We start from the raw sequence: 21,324 nt of genomic DNA, 5'->3' as shown, positions 1-21,324 counted from the left end.
CGTTTACCCGCCTACTGGGAGTAAGGCTTGCGGGACAGGTCGGGGTATGTGGTGGAATCTCCCGATGCGCACCCCCCACCGCATATCCAACGCCCGTACCTCGTCCGATGGTTGGCCGGACGCAGCGGTTCCACCGGAGCCCGTGCGGACGGCCAACCCGTACGAGGAGCTGGCCGCGCTCGCGGACAACCCGCTCGACGAGTTCCTGCACGAGGACCCGCACGGGCCCGACCACGTTGACGACGACTGGCTGCCGCCCAACCACCGGCGCGGCAGCCGCCGCCGCAACCGCTTCGCCGGACTGCCGCTCGTGGTCAAGGGCGTCGTCGGGGTCCTCGTCCTCGCCGCGTTCCTCACCCTCGCCGACCGCTGGGCCGTCCTCTACACGGAGCACCGCGCCGCCCAGCAGCTCAAGAAGGAGCTGAAGCTGACGGCGGCCCCCGAGGTCGAGATCGGCGGTTTCCCCTTCCTCACCCAGCTCGCCGACCGCCGCGTCGACGAGATGAAGGTCACCGTCCCCGACGTCGCCGCGGACCGCGTCACCCTCGCCAAGGTCGAGGCGACCGCGAAGGACGTACGCATCGAGGGCTCCGGCCTCACCGACGTCAGCGGCGCGTACGTCGACGCGATGCACGGCGAGGTGCTGCTCAGCTTCGCCGACATGAACCGGGAGCTGGGTGCCTCCCAGGTCACCTTCACCGGCCACGGCCACGACGGGGTGCTGGCCCGCGGCACCCTGCCGGTCGCCGGGCACGAGGTGAAGGTGCGGGCCGACGCCACGATCCGGCGGCTCGGCGGAACCGGCATCTCCACCGACATCGACGGCATGCGCCTGGACATCGGCGACCTCGCCACCTACCGGCCCGGCACGGGCGCCGACGAGGGCCTGCACCTGACCGCCAAGTCGGTGCGGCGGATCACCGAGGAGACCGACAAGGCCAAGCGGCTGCTGTCGATCCCCGCCATCGTGCACCGCGCCGGGGTCCCCGACTCGGCCGTCCGCCAGGCGCTGCGCGGCGACAAGAAGGTGAGCGAGCTGACCGGCACGCCCCGCTTCGTGAAGAGTCTGATGGGGATGAACCTGATCGACATCGCGATCGACCACCCCTGGCTCCTGGAGAAGCTGGGCCTGGACCCGTCGCTGCTCAACGGCCTCTCCCAGCTCACCCGGCCGCAGCTCGCCGACCAGCTCTCCCTCGCCTTCCGGCTGCCGAAGCTGCCGGGCGACCACGGGTACGTACGGCTGCGCGACGTGACCGTGGAGAAGGAGGGTATCCGCGTGGACCTGTCGGGCGCCGGGCTCCAGGTCGGCGGCTGACGCCCCGGCTCAGGGGATCTCCGGCGGCGGGGTCGGCGCGCCCGGCAGTTTCAGCGTGGCGACCGTGCCGCCGCCGTCCGCCGCCGCGAGCGCGACCTCGCCGCCGCTCGCCTCGACCGTGCGGGCCACGATCGACAGGCCGAGCCCCGACCCCGGCAGCGCGCGGGCCGTGGGCGAGCGCCAGAACCGGTCGAAGACGTACGGGAGTTCATCGGCGGGGATGCCGGGGCCGTGGTCCCGCACGGTGAGCGTGCCGCGCATCAGCCGGACCTCGACGGTCCCCTTCGGCGGGCTGAACTTCACGGCGTTGTCGAGCAGGTTCACCACCGCCCGTTCCAGCGCCGCCGGCTCGGCCCGTACGTACCAGGGGGCCAGCTCGGCGTCGAGGGTCAGCTCGGGGCCGCGCAGCCGGACGCGTTCGACGGCGGTGCGGACGGTCTCGTGCAGCGAGACGACCTTGAGGGGGCCGTCGCTCCCGGCCAGCCCGGTGCGCGACAGCTCCTGCAGGTCCCCGATCAGCGCGGCCAGTTCGGTCATCTGCGCCTTCACGGAGGCCATCAGCGCCTTGCGGTCGTCCGGGGGGATGGCGCGGCCCGTCTCCTCGCTGCGGGTGAGCAGTTCGATGTTCGTCCGCATCGAGGTCAGCGGGGTGCGCAGCTCGTGCCCCGCGTCGGCGATCAGCTGCTGCTGGAGCTCGCGGGACGACGCCAGCGAGGCCGTCATCGAGTTGAACGAGGCGGACAGCCGGGCGATCTCGTCGTCGCCCTCGACAGGGATGCGGACGGTGAGGTCCTCGGTGCGGGCCACGTGCTCGACGGTCTCGGTGAGCTGGTCGACGGGGCGCAGGCCGGTACGGGCGATCCAGAGGCCGGCGGCGCCCGAGCCGATCACGCCGATGCCGCCGATCAGGAGCAGTACGAGGGCGAGCCGGTTGAGGGTGTGGGTGGTGTCGTCGAGCGGCACCGCGCTGGTGATGGCGAGATCCCGGACCACGCCGCGTACGGGTCCGGCGGTGACGGCTGCCCGGGTCATCACGCGCACGGAAGTGCCGTCGCCCGCCGTGCCGTTGCGGAACCGCGGGGTGGGGTCGCTGCTGGCGGCGATCTCCTGGTCCCCGTCGGTCGTCTTCACGCTGCCGACGGAGTTGGGCCACACGCACACGGTGCCGTCGCTCTTGACGACCTGGACGTAGTAGATCTGGGCCGGGCGCGGCCGGTTGTCCGTCGAGGGCGACGGCGAACAGGTGGCGACGACCGTGGCGTAGTCCGAGGGCGAGATGTTGCTGACGGAGTCGCGCAGGTCATCGTCGACCTGCCGGTACAGCTGGCCCCGCACGATGAACCAGCAGGTCACCGCCACCGCCGCGACGGCGAACGCCACGGCAGCCGCGGTCAGTACGGCCAGCCGCGACCGCAACGGCAACCCCCGCAACCGGCGAAGCACTGCGCTCACTCCGCGCCGCCGGACCGCAGCACGTACCCCACACCCCGCACCGTATGAACGAGCCGCGGCTCGCCCCCGCTCTCGGTCTTCCGCCGGAGGTACATCACGTACACGTCCAGGGAGTTGGACGACGGCTCGAAGTCGAAGCCCCACACGGCCTTCAGGATCTGTTCGCGGGTGAGGACCTGGCGCGGGTGGGCCAGGAACATCTCGAGGAGCGTGAACTCGGTACGGGTCAGCTCGACCGTACGGTCGCCCCGGGTCACCTCACGGGTCGCCAGATCCATGCGCAGGTCGGCGAAGGACAGCACATCGGAGTCGTCCACGGCGGAGCCGGCGGCGGCAGCGTAGGAGCTGCGCCGCAGCAGCGCCCGGACCCGCGCGAACAGCTCGTCCAGTTCGAACGGCTTGACCAGGTAGTCGTCGGCGCCCGCGTCGAGCCCGGTGACCCGGTCCCCGACGGTGTCGCGCGCGGTGAGCATCAGGATCGGGGTCGTGGAGCCGGTGGCGCGGAGCCGGCGGGCGGCGGTCAGGCCGTCCATGCGGGGCATCTGGATGTCGAGGACGACCAGGTCAGGCTGGTACGCGGCGGCCTTCTCCAGCGCGTCGGCGCCGTCGACGGCGACCTCGGTGGCGTAGCCCTCGAAGGCGAGGGAGCGCTGGAGGGCCTCGCGCACCGCGGGCTCGTCGTCCACGATGAGGATGCGGTGCTGGGCGTCGCGGTCGCCTTCGGCGGGGCTCATGGGCTGCGCTTCCTAACGGATCGGTACGGGCGGGCGGTTCTCAGCCTCGCACGGCCGCGCGGCGGCCGCGTGCGGCGCGGCGCTTCGCCGTCGGCACCACTTCGGGCGCGCGCGTGACGGGCGGGTGCAGCGCCGAGGCGACGGTGAGGGCGAGGCCGAGGTCGGCCGGGCCGGCGGCCTCGGAGTGACGGTGAACGGTGCTGTTCGTGCTGGTCACGGTGGTCATGACGGGTCCTCCCGGGTCGGGGACGGTCAGCTGTCGGCGCCGCCGGCGCGCAGCGTGTCGAGGTCGGCCTTGACGGTGTTGATCGGGATGGCGAAGCCGAGGCCGACGCTGCCCGCGCTCGACGAGGACGACGAGGAGTCCGAACCGGCCGAGTACATAGCCGAGTTGATGCCGATGACGTTGCCGTTCATGTCGATGAGGGCGCCGCCGGAGTTGCCGGGGTTGAGGGACGCGTCGGTCTGGAGGGCCTTGTACGTCGTGGTGGACGAGCCGGTGTCGCCGTTGAACTCCTGGCCGCCGAACTCGAACGGCCACTGGCCGCTGCCGCCGCCCTGCTGCTGTTGCTGCTGGCCCTCGTCGGTGGAGACGGTGACGTCACGGTTCAGGGCGGAGACGATGCCGCTGGTGACGGTGCCGGTCAGGCCCTCGGGGGAGCCGATGGCGACGACCTGGTCGCCGACCTTGACGCCGGAGGAGTCGCCGAGCGTGGCGGCCTTCAGGCCCGAGGCGTTCCGCAACTTGATGAGCGCCAGGTCCTTCTTGGCGTCGGTGCCGACGACCTCGGCGGTGTACGACGTGCCGTCGCTCGTCCGCACCTTGATCGAGGAGGCGCCGGAGATGACGTGGTTGTTGGTGAGGATCTCGCCGTCGCTGGTGAGGATCACGCCGGAGCCGGTGGAGGAGCCCGAGCTCAGCGACGCGTTGACCTCGACGATCGACGGGCTGACCGCCGTGGCGACCCCGGAGACGGTGCCCTTCTGGCTGCTGGGCACGACGTTGGTGCTGGTGGCGCTGGAGGCGGTGGTGTCCGAGCCGGTCAGCTCCTGGAAGGCGTACGCGGTGCCGCCGCCGACGGCCGCCGCCGCGATCGCCACGGCCGCGAGCAGCCCGACCGGGCCGCGCAGCCGCTTCTTGCGCGGCGCGGGCTCGGCCACGGCGAGCCCCGGGCCCCCGCCGCCGGCCGGCGGCTCGGCGCCGTAGGCCGCGAACTGCGCGGTGTGGCCGTCGCCGTGGCCGCCGTCGCCGCTGCCCGGCCACACCGTGGTGCCCGGGGCGACGCTCAGCGGCTGCGCCGGCTCGTGGGCCGGCGGGGGCGGGTAGGCGCCCTGCGCGGAGGCGTTCTCGGAGTACGGGTGGGACGGCTGGTCGAAGGTGCTGCCCTGGGGGTACTCGCCGCTGCGGCGGAAGGTCTCGGTCATGTGGACCAGCGTGTGGCGCGGACATGAGAGTCACCTGAGTGTGCCCTGAGAGTCCCGGCAGAACCCTGTTTGCCCGAAATAAAGACGCCCGGGGAAACGGCGGGTTGCGGGCGAGTGATGCTGCGGAGGGGGCCGGGCCAACACTCTCCGGGCCGGTGCGAACACCGGGTGCGCGGGGCCGCGCGGGGCCTACGATCCCCGCCTCCGAGACCATCACCACACCAGGAGCCCTGAGTGATACCTGCCCCACGCGGCCGCTGGAGACGCACCGTCACCGCGCTGCCCACGGCCGCTCTCGCGCTGGCGCTGACCGGCGCCGGCGCCTTCGCGGCGCACCCCGCCACCGCGGCCGACACCCCTCCCGGACTGCCCGACGCGAGCGTGGCCCGGACCGTGAACCCGGCGCCCACCGCCTCCGACGCCCAACTGCGCCACCGTGCCGTCGAGGCCGCCAGGACGCAGGCCGTCCCCGCGACCCGGCCGAAGAAGACGCCGTTCGTCATCGGCGGCAGCGAGACGTCGATCGCGTCGGCGCCGTGGATGGTCCAGCTCTCGTACTACGACAGCGCGACCGGCGACGGCTACTTCTGCGGCGGCACCCTCGTCGCCCCGAACAAGGTCCTCACCGCCGCCCACTGCGTCGCCGGTCTGGACTGGACGGCCAAGGGCGCGGTCGTGGCCGGCGCCACCGGCCTGCTCGACGACACCAACGGCACCGTCGCGGGTGTCTGGCGCCAGTGGAACCACCCGAAGTACGACGCCGCGACGACCCGGAACGACATCGCCGTCCTCACCCTGGACCGGCCGCTGGAACAGCAGTGGACGAAGCTCGTCCAGAGCAACGACAGCGCGTCCTACAAGGCCGGTACCCAGGCCACCGTCTACGGCTGGGGCCTGACCTCGGGTGCCGACGGCGCCGAGCTGTCGGCGACCCTGCGCAAGGCGAGCCTGCCGCTGGTCGCCGACGCCACCTGCGACAGCGCGATGAAGACGGTGCTCGGCGAGGACGACTTCGCCGAGGGCTCGATGTTCTGCGCGGGCACCCCCGCGACCGGCACCGACGAGGGCACCACGAGTCCCTGCAACGGCGACTCCGGCGGCCCGGTGATCGTCGGCGGCCGGGTCGTCGGCATCGTCTCGTGGGGTGTGGCCGGCTGCACCGCGCGGGGCGCCTACCCGGTGTTCACCAAGGTGTCCTCGTACGTGTGGGCGGCCCAGCCGCGCATCGACGACACGGACCTGAGCTTCGACGGCCGCGCCGACCTGCTCGCCCGCACGCCCTCCGGCGGCCTCTTCCAGCAGGACAGCAAGGGCACCTCGCTGGCGACGCGTGCCTACCAGGGCAACGGCTGGCAGACGGCGAGCTGGATCCTCCAGGCCGACCTGGACCGGGACTTCTACCAGGACCTGATCGTCCGCGACAAGGCCGACGGCAAGCTGTACCGCAGCTACTTCGACCACGCGGCGGGCGACTTCGCGTGGATGCCGGTCACCTCGGTGTGGGGCGGCTACACGTCGTACGCCATCCCCGGCGACCTGACCGGTGACTCCCGCCCCGACCTCGTCGCGGTCGACACCGACGGCTCGACGTACCTCTACCCGGGCAAGGGCAACGGGGAGTTCTACGGCAAGGTCAAGGTCGTCGACAAGGCATGGAAGGGCGTCAAGGTCTTCGGCCGCGGCGACCTGACCGGCGACGGCAAGGCCGACCTGCTGGTCCGCAACGGCTCCGGCGTCCTGTACCTGTACCGGGGCACGCAGGTCGAGCACACCCCGTTCGCGGCCCGCATCCAGGCCCGTACCGGCTGGAACTTCACGTCGTACGTGACCGACGGCGACGTGACCGGCGACGGCATCGCCGACGTCATGGCCCGCGACTCGGGCGGCACGCTCTGGCTGTACGCCGGCACCAACAAGGCGTCCAGCGACCTCTTCGCATCCCGCAGGAGCCTGGGCACCGGCTTCAACCAGTACAACCTGCTGTTCTGATCTCCCCGGGGTCCGCGGGCCGGCGCGTGCCGGCCCGCGGGCTCACGCGCAGCCGCAGGACTGGCGGACGACCAGCCGGGACGGGAACAGCTTCATCCGCTCGCGCCGCGACCCCGCGACCCGCAGCGAGTCGTCGAGCACCAGGTCGACCGCGGCCCGCGCCATCGCCGAGCGGTCCGAGGCGACGGTGGTCAGCGGCGGATCGGTGAGACCCGCCTCCTTCACGTCGTCGAACCCGGCCACGGCCAGCTCGCCCGGCACGTCGATGCGCAGCTCGCGCGCGGCCCGCAGCACACCGATGGCCTGGTCGTCGGTGGAGCAGAAGATCGCGGGCGGCCGGTGCGGCCCGGCCAGCAGGTCGAGCGCCACCTTGTACGCGTCGTAGCGGTTGTAGGGCGCCTCGAACAGCCGGCCCTCGGTGTCGCGGCCCGCTTCCTGCATCGCGCGGCGCCAGCCCTCGACGTGGTCGGAGACCGGGTCGCCGACGGACGGGGTGTCGGCGGTGCCGCCGAGGCAGGCGACGTACGCGTAGCCGTGCTCCAGCAGGTGCCGGGTGGCGAGCTGGGCGCCGCCGAGGTCGTCCGTCACCACCGCGACGTCGTCGATCGCCTCGGGCCGCTCGTGCAGCAGCACGACGCGCGCGTCCCAGGCCTCGATCTCGGTCGCCGCCAGGTCGTTGAGCCCGTGACTGACCAGGATCAGACCGGAGACCCGCATGCCGAGGAACGCGCGCAGATAGTGGACCTCGCGGTCGCTCACGTAGTCGGAGTTGCCGACGAGGACCATCTTCCCGCGCTCGGACGCGGCCTGTTCCACGGCGTGCGCCATCTCCGCGAAGAACGGCTGGCGCGAGTCCGGGACGATCATTCCTATGAGGTCCGTGCGGCGCGAGGCCATCGCCTGGGCGACACGGTCGGGCCGGTACCCCAGCTCCTTGATCGCGGCGAGAACGCGCTCGCGCGTGGCCGGGGCGACCGGCCGGGGTCCGTTGTTGATCACGTAGGACACGACGGCGGTAGAAGTACCCGCCAGTCGCGCAACGTCGTCCCGAGTCACCTTGGCCACGCGCGGAGTCTACGCGGATGGACCTGCTTGTGGGCAGGGCGTAAAGGCCCTTCCTAGGGCTCCGCCGTGACCGCCTCCGCACGCACCGGCGCGGGGGTGTCCGCTTCGTCCGTCTTGGTGTCGGACTGCGGTGCCTTATCGCCCGGCCGGGCGCTCTTCTCGGCGCTCTTCTCCGGCTTCTCCGGGGTGACGAAGCGGTAGCCGACGTTGCGCACGGTGCCGATGAGCGACTCGTGCTCGGGGCCGAGCTTGGCGCGCAGCCGTCGGACGTGCACGTCCACGGTCCGGGTGCCGCCGAAGTAGTCGTAGCCCCAGACCTCCTGGAGCAGCTGGGCGCGGGTGAAGACGCGGCCCGGGTGCTGTGCCAGGTACTTGAGGAGTTCGAACTCCTTGAAGGTCAGGTCGAGGACCCGGCCCTTGAGCTTCGCGCTGTACGTTGCCTCGTCGACCGACAGGTCGCCGTTGCGGATCTCCATGGGGGAGTCGTCGGCGACGATCTGCTGGCGGCCCATCGCGAGCCGCAGCCGGGCCTCGACCTCGGCCGGTCCGGCCGTGTCGAGGAGGACGTCGTCGATGCCCCAGTCGGCGGTGACGGCGGCGAGGCCGCCCTCGGTCACGACGAGCACCAGCGGACAGCCGGGCCCGGTGGAGCGGAGCAGCTGACAGAGGCTGCGGACCTGCGGGAGGTCGCGGCGGCCGTCGATGAGGATGACATCGGCGCCCGGGGTGTCGACGAGGGCCGGGCCCTCCGCGGGGGCCACCCGCACGTTGTGCAGGAGCAGGCCGAGGGCGGGGAGCACCTCCGTCGACGGCTGAAGGGCATTGGTCAGGAGCAGCAGAGAACTCATCGCGCCCCACCTGCCAGGGTCGTCATACGTTCGTGCACGTTTCGCTCGCCCATAACGTCTGGTTCCTCCTCGGTCCCTGCGAGGACGTTTGCGGCACTGCTTCGTACTGCGGTTGTTGCGTTGTGCGGGCCCGCGCCCTGGGCCCTGGTGCCTTCGTATACAACGCTCTTGAAAGCACAAAAGGACCCGGGGGCTGCATTGCCCGAGTCCTCTGCCCAGCAGAATAGCCCACATGAGTTGGGATCCGGCAGGTGAAGAGAGCGGATCTTCTGTGCGGCCGATCACTGAACGAACACTGCGCGCGACGCTGCGGGCACAGGACGGGGTCGCGATCGACGCGGCGTACGACCCGGGCCGGACGCCCGGCGGCAACGTGGCGATCGTGCTCGCGCACGGCTTCACCGGCGATCTGGAGCGGCCCCACGTGCGGCGCGCGGCAGCGGTGTTCGCCCAGCATGCGGCGGTGGTCACGTTCTCCTTCCGGGGGCACGGATGGTCCGGCGGACGCTCGACGGTCGGCGACCGGGAGGTGCTCGATCTCGCGGCGGCCGTGGAGTGGGCGCGTTCGCTCGGGCACGCGCGCGTGGTGACGGTCGGATTTTCGATGGGTGGTTCCGTGGTGCTGCGGCACGCGGCGTCGCACAGGGGGCGCACGGAAGCGCGCACGGACGCCGTCGTCGCCGTCAGTGCTCCGGCGCGGTGGTTCTACCGCGGGACGGCCCCGATGCGGCGGCTGCACTGGGTGGTGACCCGGCCGACGGGCCGGATGGTCGGCCGGCTCGGGCTGCGCACGCGCATCCACCCGTACGACTGGGACCCGGTCCCGCTGTCGCCGGTCGAGTCGGTCCCGCTGATCGCGCCGACGCCGCTGCTCGTGGTGCACGGCGACCGGGACCCGTACTTTCCCGTCGACCATCCCCGGATGCTGGCCGAAGCGGCCCGTTCACAGGGCGGTGCCGGCGCCGAGTTGTGGCTGGAGCCCGGCATGGGGCACGCGGAGCACGCGGCGAGCGACGCGCTGCTGGACCGGATCGGGACGTGGGCCGCGGCGGCGGGTGCCGCACAATAGGACGCCGACCGGATCTCAGAGAGGAGCCGCACCATGGCCAACGGCACGATCCGCTACTGGGCGGCGGCCAAGGCGGCCGCCGGCGTCGCGGAGGAACCGTACGACGCCGACACCCTGGCCGCGGCCCTCGCGGCGGCCCGCACCCGGCACCCGGGGGACCTGGTGCGGGTGCTGCAGCGTTCCTCGTTCCTGATCGACGGGAACCCCGTGGGCACCCGCGGTCATGAGACGGTACGGCTTGCCGAGGGCGGCACGGTCGAGGTGCTCCCGCCGTTCGCAGGAGGGTGACCCCGATGAGCAACGACCAGCAGTATCCGCAGCAGCCCTCGTACGACCAGTACGACCAGTACGGACAGCCGTACGGGCAGCAGGGCCAGGGCCAGGACGCCTACGGCCGGCAGCAGTACGGGCAACAGCAGCAGTACGGGCAACAGCAGCAGTACGGACAGCAGCAGTACGGGCAGCAACAGCAGTACGACGAGGCCCCGCTGACGCAGCAGTGGCAGGCGCAGACGTGGGACACGCAGGTGCAGCCCGCGCCGCAGCCGTATCTGCCGCCGCAGAGCCATGAGTACGAGCACGGCTCCGAGGGCCGGCCGCTGCCGCCCCAGCAGCAGGAGTGGGCGGCGTACGACACGACGCCCGCCCCGGAACCGGCGCCCCGGCCGGTGACGGCCGAGGCCGCGGGCTCCGAGGGCGCAGCGGGCTCCGACGGCCCCTCGTACGGTCCGGCCACCACCACCGGCAACTCCCGTGTCACCGACGCCCAGCGCGCCCGCGCCGAGGGCCGCTCCCCGATCATCGAGCCGGGCATCCAGCCGGCCGCGCTCACCGCCGCGCTCGGCCTGCTGCTCGCGGGCGGCGCCGCGATCGGCCCGTACGGGCTGCTCGTCCCGCTGCTGCTCCTGCAGGCGGTCACGGCCGCGGGCTGGTTCCGGCTCAACGGCATGTGGCCCGCCCGGCAGGGCATCGCGCTCGCCTTCCTCGGCGGCGTCGTCGCCGACATCGCCCTGCTCGCGGCCGGCCGCGAGCACGGGCCCGCCGCGATCCTGGGCACGCTCGGCGTCTGGGTCCTGCTCACCCTCGTCCTCCAGCTGCGTTCGCACGCCGACCCGGACGAGCGGATGTACGGGCTGATGGCGACCGTCACCTCGGCCGCGCTGGCCATCGTGGCGACCGGCCATCTGGCGGCCGAGCCGGACGCGGTCACCGTCGGCGCGGCCGCCGTGGCCGTCGCGGTCCTGGCCCGCGCGCTGCCGCTGCCGACCCCCGCGTCCGTCGTGGTCGCGCTGCTCGCGGCCGCCGGGGCGGGCATCGCCTTCGGCGGCCTCACGGATCTCGGTCCGGGCGGGGCGCTGCTCGGTCTCGGGGCGGGTGTCTGCGCGCTGATCGGGCACCGGGTCGCGTCGTACGACTATCCGTCGCGGTTCGTGCACATGACGGCGGGCGTCGCGCTTCCGCTCGCCGCGGCGGCACCGGCTGTCTATCTGCTGGGCCGGGCCCTGGGCTGACCCGGGCCTGTTCCTGTTCGGCTGCGGGTGCGTGGGGGCTGGTCGCGCGGTGCGCCTCTCAGGGGCGCGGGGAACTGCGCGAGCAGCCACGACGGCGCCGCACTGATCGACAACTTGGGAACAACCCCGCCCGTCCCCGCCCTCCGCGGACGCGGCCACGTACGCTCGCCGCAGCGAATCATCTCCGGCGGGGGGACACAGGGCGCCGGGGGACAACGGACGTGGGGGAGCCTCGACGCCATGCGCGCACTGCGAATACTGCTGATCTTCGTCGTCATCGTGGGCGGCCTGTTCGTGATCGCCGACCGGGTCGCGGTCAACTTCGCCGAGGACAAGGCCGCCGACAAGCTGCGCACCAGCGAGGGCCTGGCCAGTACGCCCGACGTGTCCATCAAGGGCTTCCCGTTCCTGACCCAGGTCGCCGACGGCACCTTGGACGACGTCGAGATCGGCATCAAGGACTACGACGCGAAGAGCGGCGGCGACAGCATCCGCATCGCCGACCTGGACGCCGAGATGCACGGCGTGAAGTTCGACAGCAGCTACAGCTCCGCCACCGCCGAGTCGGCCACCGGCACCGCCCGGATCTCCTACGACGAGCTTCTGAAGGCCGTGAAGAAGCAGGAGGCGGCCCAGGTCGCGCCGGGCGTCACCGCCGAGATCGACGGCCTCTCCTACGGCGGCGGCGACAAGGTCAAGGTGGCGGTCACCGTGAAGACGCCGGTGCTCACGCTGCACCCGACCGTCATCAGCTCGATCAAGGTCACCGACGGCAAGGTCTCGGCCCGCGCCGACAGCCTGCCCAAGACCGGCGCCCTCGAACTGGCGGAGGGCCGGATCCGCGCCGTCACCGACTTCCAGCAGGCGATCGACAACCTGCCCGCGGGCATCGAGCTGGACAACGTCCAGGCCGTCAAGGACGGCGTCGAGATCACGGTGAAGGGTTCGAACCTCGACCTCGTCGGGTAGGGACTCGGAGGACGGCCCGTCCGCACTGCGAGACGGCACTGTCCGCACAGTAGAGATCGGCGGAGCCGCGGCGGCCCCGGGGCCCGGCGGGAGCGGCTCCGGGGCGCGATCATTCTCATAATCCGGATGATTGCGTCTCAGTATTCGACATGCCGGTGACACGGCCGCCGATGCGTCCTTACGATCGGACGCATGAAGCGACAGGCGGATCTCACGAAGCGGCGGGCAGTAGACCTGTGCCGCGTCGCCGCCATGCTCTGTCGCACCGTCTGAGCGGGACGGTCTCCGCCGCGAGGCGACTCCCGCTTTCCGCCGACCCCTCGAGGCCACTCGGGGTCACCCGCGCGCCAGATCCGCGCACCCCTCATGGCATCCCGCATGCCTGCCGCAACCGCCGCAACTGCCCCGGAGGAAGACAGCATGAGCCGCAGTGACGTCCTGGTAGACGCCGACTGGGTCGAGGCCAACCTCGACAACGAGAACGTGGCGATCGTCGAGGTCGACGAGGACACGTCGGCGTACGACAAGAACCACATCAAGAACGCGATCCGCATCGACTGGACCAAGGACCTCCAGGACCCGGTCCGCCGTGACTTCATCGACCAGGCCGGCTTCGAGGAGCTGCTGTCGAAGAAGGGCATCGGCAACGACACGACCGTCGTCCTCTACGGCGGCAACAACAACTGGTTCGCTTCCTACGCCTACTGGTACTTCAAGCTCTACGGCCACAGCGACGTCAAGCTCCTCGACGGCGGCCGCAAGAAGTGGGAGCTCGACTCCCGCGACCTGGTCGACGGCTCGCAGGTCCCCAGCCGCCCGGCCACGCAGTACAAGGCCAAGGCCCAGGACACCTCGATCCGCGCCTTCCGCGACGACGTCGTGAACGCGATCGGCTCGCAGAACCTGGTCGACGTGCGCTCGCCCGACGAGTTCTCCGGCAAGCTGCTCGCCCCGGCCCACCTCCCGCAGGAGCAGTCGCAGCGCCCGGGCCACGTCCCGTCCGCGCGCAACATCCCGTGGTCGAAGAACGCCAACGACGACGGCACCTTCAAGTCGGACGACGACCTCAAGGCGCTGTACGCCGAGGAGCAGGTCGACCTGGCCAAGGACTCCATCGCGTACTGCCGCATCGGTGAGCGTTCCGCGCTGACCTGGTTCGTGCTGCACGAGCTGCTCGGTGTCGAGAACGTCAAGAACTACGACGGTTCGTGGACCGAGTACGGCTCCCTCGTCGGCGTGCCGATCGAGCTCGGCGCCAACAAGTAAGCCAAGAGTCCAGTCTTCAAGGTCAACTGACCTTTCCTTCCTAGGAGTTACGTATGTGTGGAGCGAAGGCCGGCGGCCCCGACGCCTCGACGATCAAGCCCGGTGAGACCACGATCCAGGGTCAGGTGACCCGCGACGGCGAGCCGGTGACGGGCTACGTCCGTCTGCTGGACTCGACCGGCGAGTTCACCGCCGAGGTCCCGACCTCGGCCACGGGCCAGTTCCGTTTCTACGCGGCCGAGGGCACGTGGACGCTGCGTGCGCTGGTGCCGGGCGGCACGGCGGACCGTACGGTCGTCGCCCAGACAGGCGGGCTCGCGGAGGTCGCGATCGCCGTGTGACGGCGGCGCCGCGACGCGCACCGAACGGCTGAAGGGCCGCACCCCCGGGGGTTGGACGCCACTGGTACGGGGTGCGGTCCTTCGGCTTGCCGTGAGCCCTTCTCACGGGATTACGCTGGAGACATGTACGCGCGGCGAAAGCACGTCTACTTCGCCATGATGGGCGTCTGCATCGCCCTCTTCGTCCTGGCGTGGGGCGTCGTACGGCTCTGGTCCGTGCCCGCCGCCGTCGCCATGTGCGTCGTCGCCATGGTCATCCCGCCCGTCGCCGCCGTCGTCGCGAACCGGCGCGGCCCCGAGGACCGCTGGTGGGACGACCCCTCCGGCGACCAGAAGTCCGACGAGTGGTGGGACGAGCTGGACGGGAAGAAGCGGCGGGGCCCCTGAGCGGGCCGCTGATGTGTGGGCTCTGTGCTGTCCGAGGGGCGGGTGCGTACGCCTGTGCTAGCTTCCGGGACGTCAGCGACATGCGGTAACAGCGCGTCGCCGCACGGCTGTTGAGGCACGGACACGGGGGAGGGCCGGTGACCTCTGCGGAGGGCTATCAGGTTCAGCACGGCGCAATGGCCGGGCAGGCCAAGGAGTTGGACGGGGCGGGTGACGACGTCGGCGCGATAGGCCGGGCCGTCGAGAGCACGATGTGCTACCCGCAGGACACCCTCGGCGGGGCCGACTCGGGGCCCGCCTTCAACGCGTTCGCCGCGGCCTGGCAGGCCGAGACCGAGGTCCTGGAGGCGGCGCTGCACGAACTGGCCGACAAGGTGCGGCTGTCCAGCCGCGCGTACCGGGGCTCCGACATCGACGTACGGGACAAGGCGCGGGCCGTGCCCGCCGGGGACAGCCGCCTCTCCACGCAGCCGGCCCACGCCGCGCGGCCCTCCGCGCTGAGCGACTACTGACGGGGCGGGCCGCACGCATGACGACGGAATCCACCACCGACCGGCGCAGCCGCCTCGCGGAGCTGCACTCCAAGGTCTCCTCCGCGGACAGCAAGAACGATCTGATCGACGCCGTCGACGACGCGCTCGGCGTGCTCGCGCCGGTCGGCGACCCGGCCGTTCTCGACGCGCTCGGCCGCCGGTACAGCGGGCAGACCGACGAGGCCGACAAGGCGCACGACCGGATCGACGCCGTCGCCCGCAAGGGCCTGCCGCAGGTGTGGCTCGGCGACACGAGCGTGACCGCCGCCCAGGTGGTGACCGCCGCCGCGCGCGACGCCCAGCAGATGATCGAGGCGTTCCGGGCCGGCGGCCGCGCCCTGAGCACGCTCTCCGACGCGCTGACCGTCGCCCAGAGGCGCGACGCCCAGGGCCGCGGCAAGCTGCACCGGGCGCGCGGCATGCTCGGCGACAAGGACGGCTGGTTCGACGACCTGCACGAGGACGACGGTGAGGAGTCGGCGCGCAAGCGGGCCCGCGCACTGGCCACCGAGGGCGTCGAGGACCTGCAGGCGGCCGCCGCCAAGGCCGACGACGCCGCCCGCAAGGCGGCCCGTGACCTCGACAAGTACGCGGCCGAGGCGCGGGCGGGGCACATGGCCACCGACGAGCTGTCCGCCGCCGACCGCCTGGTCCTCGCCGACACGAGCAACGCCACCGGCGACCCCGAGCTGAACGAGATCCTCACCGCCAACGACCTCGAACGCTCCGGCCGCGCCATGGAGAACATGTCACCGGCCGAACGGGCGCGCATGGAGCGGCTGTTGGCGGACGCCACGTCGCCGCAGGAGAAGGCGTACCTGATGAAGGCCCTCGCGGCCGGGTACGGCGTCGACGAGGTCGAGGACTTCGGCGGGAAGATCCACGGCAAGGACCCGGCCTGGCTCCAGACGCACCTGACGCCGATCGCCACCACCTCCGACTCCGGCCAGGAGGACCAGAAGTACGGCGACGAGCACTGGTCGCAGGACGACGAGACCTGCGTCCCGTCCTCGACGGTCACCGCCCGCGCCCTCGTCGACCCGGTGTACGCCCTGGAGCTCACCGGCGGGCCCGACGGCACGGACGACGACCCCGACCGCTTCCGCGAGCGCCTGCACGACGAGCAGTTCCGGATGAACGACGAGGGCGACGGCGACTACTCGGGCTGGTGGTGGGACCGCCATCCGGCCGGCATGGACGCCGACGGGCAGGAGGAGATCTCCGACAAGGAGCTCGGCCCGCGCACCGGCGACACGTACGACACCCAGGAGACGGGCAGCGCCGACGACCGCCGCGACCTGCTCCCCGACATCGAGAGGTCCGTCGCCGACGGCAAGCCCGTGCCGATCAACATCACGCGCGAGGACTCCGACGGCAACCGCCACGGTCACAGCCTGATGATCATCGGGCAGGAGGACGGCATGCTCCAGGTCTACAACCCGTGGGGCACCACCACCTGGATCAGCGAGGACGACTTCGTCAACGGTGATCTGGAGGCGGCCACCGACGACCGCTACTCCAAGGCCAACAAGGGCGACGTGAACCGCGTCTACATCCAGCAGGACTGAGCAGGACTGAGACCGATCGTGCAGATGACAAACGCAGTACGCGCGACGCCCGCCGTGGCCGCGGCCCTCCTCGCCCTCGCCGGGTGCGGCGGTTCCGCCGGGCCCGCCGCCCATGGCCCGGGGGAGCGGAGCATCACCGTCGACAGCGGCGAGACGTTCTCCCTGGAAGTCCCGGCCAGCCCCGCCCTCGGCCAGAACTGGTACCTGGCCCACCCGCGCCCGGACAGCGGCGTCGTCACGTACCGGGGCAGACGCGAGGACGAGGACGGCGGCGACGAGGACCTCATCGGCAGCGGTGACGGGGCCCAGTTCTTCGACTTCGAGGCGGCCGGGACCGGCAGGACCACGGTGAAGCTGCTGTTCTGCCCCTACGGCCGGTGCCACAGCGCCGCGGACGTGAGCGCGAGCCCGGTGCCGACGGCCACCGCCGCCCCGGACACGTCCGACCAGGAAGCCGCCTACTACGAGTACACGATCACCGTCCGCTGACCCGGACCCCGGACAGAGCAGGAACGGAACAGGAACGGAAACGGAAGCGACCATGCCCGACGACCGCGCGCCGCGCACCGACGACGAGGTGCTCGCCGCCACCGACGTGTCCGCCCTGCTCCGCTACGGGCTCACCCAGGACGCCTTCCGCACCGCCCTCTTCGGCGACGGTGCGGTCGCCGCCGCCGTCACCCTCGGGCGGCTCGGTGTGCGGCCGCGTTCCGTGGAGTACATCGCGAAGATCGTCCGCGCGGGCGGCCTCGGGTACGCGGCCGCGCTGCCCGAACCCCTGCCGTCCCCGGAGGCGTCCGCGCTCCTGCGCGCCTGGCTGGAGAGCGCGGCGCAGACCTCGGCCACGCCCGTGGCCGAGGCGGACGCGGCCCGCTGGCTGGACGCCGTCGCACGACTGCTGCGGCTGCGGCGCGGCCGGTAGGACCGCCCGAAGCGCTTTCGTTATCAACATCCGTGCAACCAGCACGGGTCCTTGTGGGTCTCCTGTGCGCGCGGATACGGAATCCGCGTTTCGAGTTCCGTGGGGGGACCCGTTGGATTACGTACAAGCTCCGCAAACGGTGCCGGAGGCGCAGCCCGCGGAGCCGCAGCCGGTGCCCGAGGCACCGCGTCCGGCGCGCAGACGCGGCCGGACCACCCTGCTGATCGCCTGCGCCGCCGTGCTCGGTGCCGTCGCGGGAGTGTGCACCGGCTTCGTCGTGCAGGCCGGCCGCGCGCCCGACCCGCTGCCGCCGCTCGCCCAGAAGAAGGTCACGCAGGCCGGGGGCACGGCGCGGCAGGTGTTCGCCGCCACCGGTGACCACCGCGTCCGCACCGACGGCGACCTGCGCAAACTGCTCGTCGCGCGGCCCGCGGGCACCCAGAAGTCGGACTCCGTGCAGGGCTGGCGCAACCAGTACGGCTACGCGAACGACTTCGAGGAGCCGGACTACATGTTCAGCGAGCTGTCCGACGGCTCCTTCCGCCGGGCCGCCCTGATCGCCTGGGAGAAGGGCCGGTCCGCGACCGAGGTCCACCTCGTCCAGTTCCGCGACGCGGAGCAGCTCGGCTCCCGCGAGTTCCTCAGCAGCCAGCAGAGCTACATGGGCGAGCGGGAATGGGCGGGCAACGACGGTGAGCCGATCCCCGGCAGCACCGACGGCCGCGTCTACGTCTTCGACCGCCCGCAGACCAAGCCCGGCTATCTGCCCTGGTACCGGGCCAGAGCGCTCGCCTCGCGCGGCGACATCGTCATGGACATCTGGTTCTACGACACCAAGCCGATCCCGAAGAAGACCGCGATGAACCTCGCCGAGCGGCAGTTGGAGCGCCTGTGAGCGACCAGTTCCCGGCCCCTGCCCCCGCCCCGGACCCCGCTTCCGCGCCGGTCCGCGGGCGCCGCTGGCCCGCCGCCGTGATCGCCTGCGCCGTCCTGCTCGCCGTCGCGGGCGGCACCGGCTTCACCGTGATGAAGGTGAACGACGCCGACCGCACCGTTTCCACCAAGGTGTGGGGCGATCCGCAGCAGCAGAAGCAGCGGGCCGGCGGTGAGTCCGGCGCCAAGGGCGACCTCATCGCGCGCCTGCTGCCGATGCCCGAGGGCTACGTCCCCGGACCCGACATCGACGAGTTCGGCAACGACAAGGCGATCACCGGGCCGGAAGCCGTGGCCCGTTTCAAGAAGAGCGCGGACGACCTGCCCGCCCGCCAGCGCGACGCCCAGCGCAGGTCCATCGACAAGCTGAAGCTCAAGGGCCTGGCGATGCGCAGCTACGCCTCCGACAACACCAGCCCCTACGCCGACTACGACGAGAACTACGTCGTCGAGATCCAGCTCGCCCAGCTGCAGAACCGGCAGGCGGGCCGCGACCTCACGTCGTTCCGGTCGGAGTTCCTGCGCTCGTTCGGCGGCTTCACCAAGGGTCCGAAGATCAAGGGTCACCGCACGGCGGACTGCTTCCGGGCGCCCCGCGACAAGGACACCAAACTCGATCTGCTGCTGTGCAGCGCGTACGAGGACGACCTCCTGGTCACCGCCACCGCGTACGGCCCCAAGTCGATCGACAGCAAGGCGGTCGCCACGCTTCTGGCGCAGCAGCTCGACCACATCTCGTCGCGGGGGGAGCTCGTATGACCCAGCCACCACAGCCGCCCCGGTCGGTGCCCGAGCCGACGACGCAGCTCACGGCCGAACCGCCGCAGGCCCTGATCCCGGCTCCGGCTCCGGCTCCGGCTCCGGATGCGGATCAGGCTCCGGCCCCGGTGCAGAAGGACCGCCGCGTGCTGCGTGCCGCCCTGCGCTGGACCGCGGCCGTCGTCGTGTTCGCGGCGGTCGGCGCGGGGGCCGCGTACGGCGTCACGCAGCAGACCCGCGGCGATCTGCCGGGCCTGGCCACCGAGAGCGACGGCCGCTGGGACTACCCGGTGATCGAGAAGCCGCCGCTGCCCTCGGGCGCCCCGGCCGCCTTCGCCGACCGGAACGCCCGCGAGGAGCACTTCGCGGACCTGCGCGACCTGGTCCTGCCCGCGCCCGCGGGCGCTACCGAGGACAAGGCGCTGGCCGGCAAGAAGGGCTGGCTGCCCACGGCGACGTACCTGAAGGCCTACGAGAAGGACGCCCGCGGTGATCTCGCGCAGGCGCTGAAGGACGGCGGCCTGCGGCATGTCGCCGCCCGTGGCTGGACCATGCCCGACGGCACACGCACCCGCATCTACCTGCTGCGCTTCAACACGGGCGCCTTCGCGCGCGAGTACACCGCGAACGCCACGGGCAGCACCGACGCGGTGATCGGCGCCGATACCACCGAGGAGGACTTCTCCTGGACCGGGGACATCGGCACCTTCGTGCGGTACACGAAGCTGAACCTCTACGAGGAGACCCGCCCCTACGGCGAGGAGCAGGTCCGCCAGGCCTACATCCAGTCCGGTGACGTGCTCGCCCTCGTCGTGCAGTCCCGCAAGGGCGGTGCCCCGAAGATCCCCTTCCAGCAGACCGTCGTCCTGCAGAATCAGCTGCTCGGCTGACCTCACCGAGAGCGCCGGACCCCACGCGACTACAGTGGGGTCCGGCTCTGTGTCCGCATACGTTCCGCTAGCTCCGCTAGTGCCGCTCACCGAGGAGCACCCGTGCTTGAGGCCTTCTTCTCCGCCCTCCTTGTCCTGGTCTGCGTCGGCGTGCTCGCCTTCGCCGGTCTGACCGTGAAGAAGCTGTACCAGGGCCAGCGCTGACCTCCCTCTAGGAATCCCAGATCATGATCCAGATCCCGTCCGACCTGCACCCCGATCTCGTCCCGCTCGCGTTCCTCCTGGGCAACTGGGCGGGCGCCGGCGTCACCGACTTCCCGGGCGCCGAGAAGGCCAACTTCGGCCAGGAGGTCTCCTTCACCCACGACGGGCGGGACTTCCTGGAGTACCACTCGCACAGCTGGGTCCTCGACAGCGACGGCAACAAGGTCAAGCCGCTGGAGTCCGAGGCCGGCTACTGGCGGGTCGGCAAGGACCGCAAGGTCGAGGTCGTCATGGTCCGCGACGACGGCGTCGTCGAGGTCTGGTACGGCGAGCTGGCCGACAAGAAGCCGCAGATCGACCTGGCCACCGACGCGGTCGCCCGGACCGCGGCCTCCGGCCCGTACAGCGGCGGCAAGCGCCTCTACGGCTATGTGAAGAGCGACCTCATGTGGGTCGGCGAGAAGCAGACCCCCGAGGTCCCGCTGCGCCCCTACATGTCGGCCCAGCTCAAGAAGGTCGTCTCGCCGGAGGAGGTCGCCGAGATGGCGCGCAACCTCCCGGACATGCCCGACGACGGCATCGCCTTCTTCAAGTAGCCGAAGCCGCGCTCCCTCCGGGTGGTTCTAGACTCGACGGTGTGGTGAGCACCGAGGGAACCGACTGGAAGAGTGATCTGCGGCGGCGCGGCTACCGGCTGACGCCCCAGCGTCAGCTTGTTCTCGAGGCCGTGGACGCCCTGGAGCACGCGACCCCCGACGACATCCTGTGCGAAGTGCGCAGGACGGCGTCGGGGATCAACATTTCCACGGTGTACCGGACCCTGGAGCTCCTGGAGGAGCTCGGGCTCGTCAGCCACGCGCACCTGGGGCACGGGGCGCCCACGTACCACCTCGCCGACCGGCACCACCACATCCACATGGTGTGCCGGGACTGCACGAACGTCATCGAGGCCGATGTCGACGTGGCCGGGGAGTTCACCGCGAAGCTGCGCTCGCAGTTCGGCTTCGACACCGACCTCAAGCACTTCGCGATCTTCGGCCGCTGCGAGAACTGCGCCGAGGACCGTGCGGCCGGTCAGGAACAGCCGGCAGGAACAGCCGCGCAGGAATAAGCGCGTCCGCCCGCTCGTCGTAGTCTCTGT

The 21,324-nt window shown here is 71.6% G+C and carries 25 protein-coding genes; 19 read left to right on the top strand and 6 right to left on the bottom strand.

The annotated features are described in order from the left end of the window. The first annotated feature begins 64 nt into the window (after nucleotides 1-64). Complete coding sequence (locus ACVHNB_RS39175) at nucleotides 65-1,318, top strand: LmeA family phospholipid-binding protein (RefSeq protein WP_428953822.1); 1,254 nt, start codon at nucleotides 65-67, stop codon at nucleotides 1,316-1,318. 9 nt (nucleotides 1,319-1,327) lie between these two features. Here ACVHNB_RS39175 and ACVHNB_RS39170 read toward each other — a convergent pair whose 3' ends face one another. The 4 genes from ACVHNB_RS39170 to ACVHNB_RS39155 are packed head-to-tail and all read right to left on the bottom strand — an operon-like array spanning nucleotide 1,328 to nucleotide 4,929. Further along, nucleotides 1,328-2,770 (bottom strand): HAMP domain-containing sensor histidine kinase, encoded by a 1,443-nt coding sequence (locus ACVHNB_RS39170; RefSeq protein ID WP_456226998.1) that lies wholly within the window; start codon nucleotides 2,768-2,770, stop codon nucleotides 1,328-1,330. Then, nucleotides 2,767-3,504 (bottom strand): response regulator transcription factor, encoded by a 738-nt coding sequence (locus ACVHNB_RS39165; protein WP_428953824.1) that lies wholly within the window; start codon nucleotides 3,502-3,504, stop codon nucleotides 2,767-2,769. The genes ACVHNB_RS39170 and ACVHNB_RS39165 overlap by 4 nt, the downstream gene beginning before the upstream one ends. A gap of 40 nt (nucleotides 3,505-3,544) precedes the next feature. Then, nucleotides 3,545-3,730: a hypothetical protein gene (locus tag ACVHNB_RS39160; protein ID WP_428953825.1), complete on the bottom strand. Its 186-nt coding sequence runs from the start codon at nucleotides 3,728-3,730 to the stop codon at nucleotides 3,545-3,547. 26 nt (nucleotides 3,731-3,756) lie between these two features. Continuing rightward, entirely contained in the window at nucleotides 3,757-4,929 is a 1,173-nt protein-coding gene (locus ACVHNB_RS39155) for a S1C family serine protease (RefSeq protein WP_428953826.1), read from the bottom strand. Nucleotides 4,930-5,163: 234 nt separating this feature from the next. Here ACVHNB_RS39155 and ACVHNB_RS39150 point away from each other — a divergent pair, with 234 nt between their 5' ends. Then, nucleotides 5,164-6,918 (top strand): trypsin-like serine protease, encoded by a 1,755-nt coding sequence (locus tag ACVHNB_RS39150; protein ID WP_428953827.1) that lies wholly within the window; start codon nucleotides 5,164-5,166, stop codon nucleotides 6,916-6,918. A 42-nt stretch (nucleotides 6,919-6,960) separates the two neighbouring features. Here the strand turns inward: ACVHNB_RS39150 and ACVHNB_RS39145 are convergent, their stop codons facing one another. Both ACVHNB_RS39145 and ACVHNB_RS39140 read right to left on the bottom strand, forming a co-directional pair. Next, nucleotides 6,961-7,983 (bottom strand): LacI family DNA-binding transcriptional regulator, encoded by a 1,023-nt coding sequence (locus ACVHNB_RS39145; protein WP_428953828.1) that lies wholly within the window; start codon nucleotides 7,981-7,983, stop codon nucleotides 6,961-6,963. 53 nt (nucleotides 7,984-8,036) lie between these two features. Beyond that, the gene (locus ACVHNB_RS39140) at nucleotides 8,037-8,831 is read right to left on the bottom strand and encodes a winged helix-turn-helix transcriptional regulator (protein WP_456226997.1); all 795 of its coding nucleotides are present in this window, start codon (nucleotides 8,829-8,831) and stop codon (nucleotides 8,037-8,039) included. Nucleotides 8,832-9,063: 232 nt separating this feature from the next. Here ACVHNB_RS39140 and ACVHNB_RS39135 point away from each other — a divergent pair, with 232 nt between their 5' ends. The 17 genes from ACVHNB_RS39135 to ACVHNB_RS39055 all read left to right on the top strand — a co-directional run bounded on the left by ACVHNB_RS39135 (nucleotide 9,064) and on the right by ACVHNB_RS39055 (nucleotide 21,294). After that, a complete protein-coding gene (locus ACVHNB_RS39135) occupies nucleotides 9,064-9,900 on the top strand; it encodes an alpha/beta hydrolase (RefSeq protein WP_456226996.1) in 837 nt (278 codons plus the stop codon). A 33-nt stretch (nucleotides 9,901-9,933) separates the two neighbouring features. Continuing rightward, entirely contained in the window at nucleotides 9,934-10,188 is a 255-nt protein-coding gene (locus ACVHNB_RS39130) for a MoaD/ThiS family protein (protein WP_428953831.1), read from the top strand. 5 nt (nucleotides 10,189-10,193) lie between these two features. Next, a complete protein-coding gene (locus tag ACVHNB_RS39125; protein ID WP_456226995.1) occupies nucleotides 10,194-11,411 on the top strand; it encodes a hypothetical protein in 1,218 nt (405 codons plus the stop codon). Nucleotides 11,412-11,651: 240 nt separating this feature from the next. After that, nucleotides 11,652-12,380, top strand: a complete 729-nt coding sequence (locus tag ACVHNB_RS39120) for an LmeA family phospholipid-binding protein (protein WP_456226994.1) — start codon at nucleotides 11,652-11,654, stop codon at nucleotides 12,378-12,380. Between the two features lie 192 nt (nucleotides 12,381-12,572). Then, nucleotides 12,573-12,653, top strand: a complete 81-nt coding sequence (locus ACVHNB_RS39115) for a putative leader peptide (RefSeq protein ID WP_350203226.1) — start codon at nucleotides 12,573-12,575, stop codon at nucleotides 12,651-12,653. Nucleotides 12,654-12,800: 147 nt separating this feature from the next. Next, nucleotides 12,801-13,646, top strand: coding sequence for a sulfurtransferase (locus tag ACVHNB_RS39110; protein WP_428953834.1), 846 nt, complete (start codon nucleotides 12,801-12,803; stop codon nucleotides 13,644-13,646). Nucleotides 13,647-13,699: 53 nt separating this feature from the next. Beyond that, nucleotides 13,700-13,987, top strand: a complete 288-nt coding sequence (locus ACVHNB_RS39105) for a DUF1416 domain-containing protein (RefSeq protein ID WP_127832476.1) — start codon at nucleotides 13,700-13,702, stop codon at nucleotides 13,985-13,987. 123 nt (nucleotides 13,988-14,110) lie between these two features. Beyond that, nucleotides 14,111-14,374: a DUF3099 domain-containing protein gene (locus ACVHNB_RS39100; protein WP_428953835.1), complete on the top strand. Its 264-nt coding sequence runs from the start codon at nucleotides 14,111-14,113 to the stop codon at nucleotides 14,372-14,374. A gap of 137 nt (nucleotides 14,375-14,511) precedes the next feature. Further along, nucleotides 14,512-14,886, top strand: a complete 375-nt coding sequence (locus ACVHNB_RS39095) for a type VII secretion target (RefSeq protein WP_428953836.1) — start codon at nucleotides 14,512-14,514, stop codon at nucleotides 14,884-14,886. Between the two features lie 17 nt (nucleotides 14,887-14,903). Then, nucleotides 14,904-16,475: a peptidoglycan-binding protein gene (locus tag ACVHNB_RS39090; RefSeq protein ID WP_456226993.1), complete on the top strand. Its 1,572-nt coding sequence runs from the start codon at nucleotides 14,904-14,906 to the stop codon at nucleotides 16,473-16,475. A gap of 24 nt (nucleotides 16,476-16,499) precedes the next feature. Beyond that, entirely contained in the window at nucleotides 16,500-16,964 is a 465-nt protein-coding gene (locus ACVHNB_RS39085; protein WP_456226992.1) for a protease inhibitor I42 family protein, read from the top strand. A 52-nt stretch (nucleotides 16,965-17,016) separates the two neighbouring features. Further along, nucleotides 17,017-17,397 (top strand): hypothetical protein, encoded by a 381-nt coding sequence (locus tag ACVHNB_RS39080; protein ID WP_428953839.1) that lies wholly within the window; start codon nucleotides 17,017-17,019, stop codon nucleotides 17,395-17,397. 172 nt (nucleotides 17,398-17,569) lie between these two features. Further along, nucleotides 17,570-18,292: a hypothetical protein gene (locus ACVHNB_RS39075; protein ID WP_428953840.1), complete on the top strand. Its 723-nt coding sequence runs from the start codon at nucleotides 17,570-17,572 to the stop codon at nucleotides 18,290-18,292. Further along, nucleotides 18,289-19,089: a hypothetical protein gene (locus ACVHNB_RS39070; protein ID WP_456226991.1), complete on the top strand. Its 801-nt coding sequence runs from the start codon at nucleotides 18,289-18,291 to the stop codon at nucleotides 19,087-19,089. Before ACVHNB_RS39075 ends, ACVHNB_RS39070 begins: the two co-directional genes overlap by 4 nt. Next, a complete protein-coding gene (locus ACVHNB_RS39065) occupies nucleotides 19,086-19,979 on the top strand; it encodes a hypothetical protein (RefSeq protein ID WP_456226990.1) in 894 nt (297 codons plus the stop codon). The genes ACVHNB_RS39070 and ACVHNB_RS39065 overlap by 4 nt, the downstream gene beginning before the upstream one ends. A gap of 227 nt (nucleotides 19,980-20,206) precedes the next feature. Then, nucleotides 20,207-20,779, top strand: coding sequence for an FABP family protein (locus ACVHNB_RS39060; protein WP_428953843.1), 573 nt, complete (start codon nucleotides 20,207-20,209; stop codon nucleotides 20,777-20,779). Between the two features lie 41 nt (nucleotides 20,780-20,820). Then, nucleotides 20,821-21,294: a Fur family transcriptional regulator gene (locus ACVHNB_RS39055; protein ID WP_428953844.1), complete on the top strand. Its 474-nt coding sequence runs from the start codon at nucleotides 20,821-20,823 to the stop codon at nucleotides 21,292-21,294. The last annotated feature ends 30 nt before the right edge of the window (nucleotides 21,295-21,324 follow it).

It is taken from the genome of Streptomyces sp. YJ-C3, from assembly GCF_053891275.1.
Note: the sequence above shows the minus strand (reverse complement) of the source record. Positions and strands in the feature narration are given on the sequence as shown.

Bases quoted from the DNA above. Each gene is read 5' to 3' on its own strand.
- ACVHNB_RS39140 (WP_456226997.1), bottom strand. From the start codon at position 8,831: ATGAGTTCTCTGCTGCTCCTGACCAATGCCCTTCAGCCGTCGACGGAG.
- ACVHNB_RS39105 (WP_127832476.1), top strand. From the start codon at position 13,700: ATGTGTGGAGCGAAGGCCGGCGGCCCCGACGCCTCGACGATCAAGCCC.
- ACVHNB_RS39130 (WP_428953831.1), top strand. From the start codon at position 9,934: ATGGCCAACGGCACGATCCGCTACTGGGCGGCGGCCAAGGCGGCCGCC.
- ACVHNB_RS39060 (WP_428953843.1), top strand. From the start codon at position 20,207: ATGATCCAGATCCCGTCCGACCTGCACCCCGATCTCGTCCCGCTCGCG.
- ACVHNB_RS39135 (WP_456226996.1), top strand. From the start codon at position 9,064: ATGAGTTGGGATCCGGCAGGTGAAGAGAGCGGATCTTCTGTGCGGCCG.
- ACVHNB_RS39160 (WP_428953825.1), bottom strand. From the start codon at position 3,730: ATGACCACCGTGACCAGCACGAACAGCACCGTTCACCGTCACTCCGAG.
- ACVHNB_RS39100 (WP_428953835.1), top strand. From the start codon at position 14,111: ATGTACGCGCGGCGAAAGCACGTCTACTTCGCCATGATGGGCGTCTGC.
- ACVHNB_RS39090 (WP_456226993.1), top strand. From the start codon at position 14,904: ATGACGACGGAATCCACCACCGACCGGCGCAGCCGCCTCGCGGAGCTG.
- ACVHNB_RS39120 (WP_456226994.1), top strand. From the start codon at position 11,652: ATGCGCGCACTGCGAATACTGCTGATCTTCGTCGTCATCGTGGGCGGC.
- ACVHNB_RS39165 (WP_428953824.1), bottom strand. From the start codon at position 3,504: ATGAGCCCCGCCGAAGGCGACCGCGACGCCCAGCACCGCATCCTCATC.
- ACVHNB_RS39175 (WP_428953822.1), top strand. From the start codon at position 65: ATGCGCACCCCCCACCGCATATCCAACGCCCGTACCTCGTCCGATGGT.
- ACVHNB_RS39085 (WP_456226992.1), top strand. From the start codon at position 16,500: ATGACAAACGCAGTACGCGCGACGCCCGCCGTGGCCGCGGCCCTCCTC.
- ACVHNB_RS39115 (WP_350203226.1), top strand. From the start codon at position 12,573: ATGAAGCGACAGGCGGATCTCACGAAGCGGCGGGCAGTAGACCTGTGC.
- ACVHNB_RS39065 (WP_456226990.1), top strand. From the start codon at position 19,086: ATGACCCAGCCACCACAGCCGCCCCGGTCGGTGCCCGAGCCGACGACG.
- ACVHNB_RS39080 (WP_428953839.1), top strand. From the start codon at position 17,017: ATGCCCGACGACCGCGCGCCGCGCACCGACGACGAGGTGCTCGCCGCC.
- ACVHNB_RS39110 (WP_428953834.1), top strand. From the start codon at position 12,801: ATGAGCCGCAGTGACGTCCTGGTAGACGCCGACTGGGTCGAGGCCAAC.
- ACVHNB_RS39155 (WP_428953826.1), bottom strand. From the start codon at position 4,929: ATGACCGAGACCTTCCGCCGCAGCGGCGAGTACCCCCAGGGCAGCACC.
- ACVHNB_RS39125 (WP_456226995.1), top strand. From the start codon at position 10,194: ATGAGCAACGACCAGCAGTATCCGCAGCAGCCCTCGTACGACCAGTAC.